The sequence below is a fragment of the Flavobacterium daemonense genome (genome assembly GCF_007341385.1).
Lineage (GTDB): Bacteria > Bacteroidota > Bacteroidia > Flavobacteriales > Flavobacteriaceae > Flavobacterium > Flavobacterium daemonense.
On record NZ_VJYD01000032.1, the window covers coordinates 1 to 678 of the forward strand.

Consider the following 678-nt stretch of genomic DNA (forward strand, 5'->3'; position numbering starts at 1 on the left):
TTTTGCAGTAATAAAAAACCAAACCTTTTATGAAAAAGATTTGGTTTTATCATAGAAATCGGAATGACAAGATTGCGTCGAATTAAAAATTTAAGCAATAGGCTCAAAAACAAAAAAGCTTCTGAAATATCTTCAGAAGCTTTTTTTAGTGCGGATAATAGAAGTGTCACCTATGTATAATTTAAAATAAGAAGAATTAAAAATGTTTTATAAAGTATTGTTTTTAAAGAGTTTTAAAGCTTTTTAAATTCTTTTTAATTTCATTGAATTAAGATGAAATAATCATATTTAGGGGAATAATAGGGGAATGATTATTATTTTGTATATTTGTATGATAAACATTTTAGCATGGCAACGGGCAAATTCAGAATTAAAACTACGAATGATTGGAATACAATTTTTTATAGGTTTAAACAAGGTAACGTATTTGATTGCGAAACCTCGATAGGAATTCAAATTCCTAAAGGACGTTGGAGTGATTCAAAACAAGAAGTCTTAATTACGAAAGATATTAATTATAGAGATGTCAATGTCAAATTAAAAGAATTTGATGCTTTTATTAGAAAGGAGTATGAGAATTCTAAGCTTTCTGATGCTACAATGCAAATTCCAGTGATATTGACCACCCAATTCCAATTTAAAGTGACCACCTGATTCCAATTCAAAATGACCACCTAA

General features: G+C 27.7%; 1 protein-coding gene. It reads left to right on the plus strand.

Annotation, left to right across the window (positions count from 1 at the left end):
* Positions 1–348 precede the first annotated feature (348 nt).
* Positions 349–654: a hypothetical protein gene (locus tag FND99_RS20120; protein WP_144339712.1), complete on the plus strand. Its 306-nt coding sequence runs from the start codon at positions 349–351 to the stop codon at positions 652–654.
* Positions 655–678 lie beyond the last annotated feature (24 nt).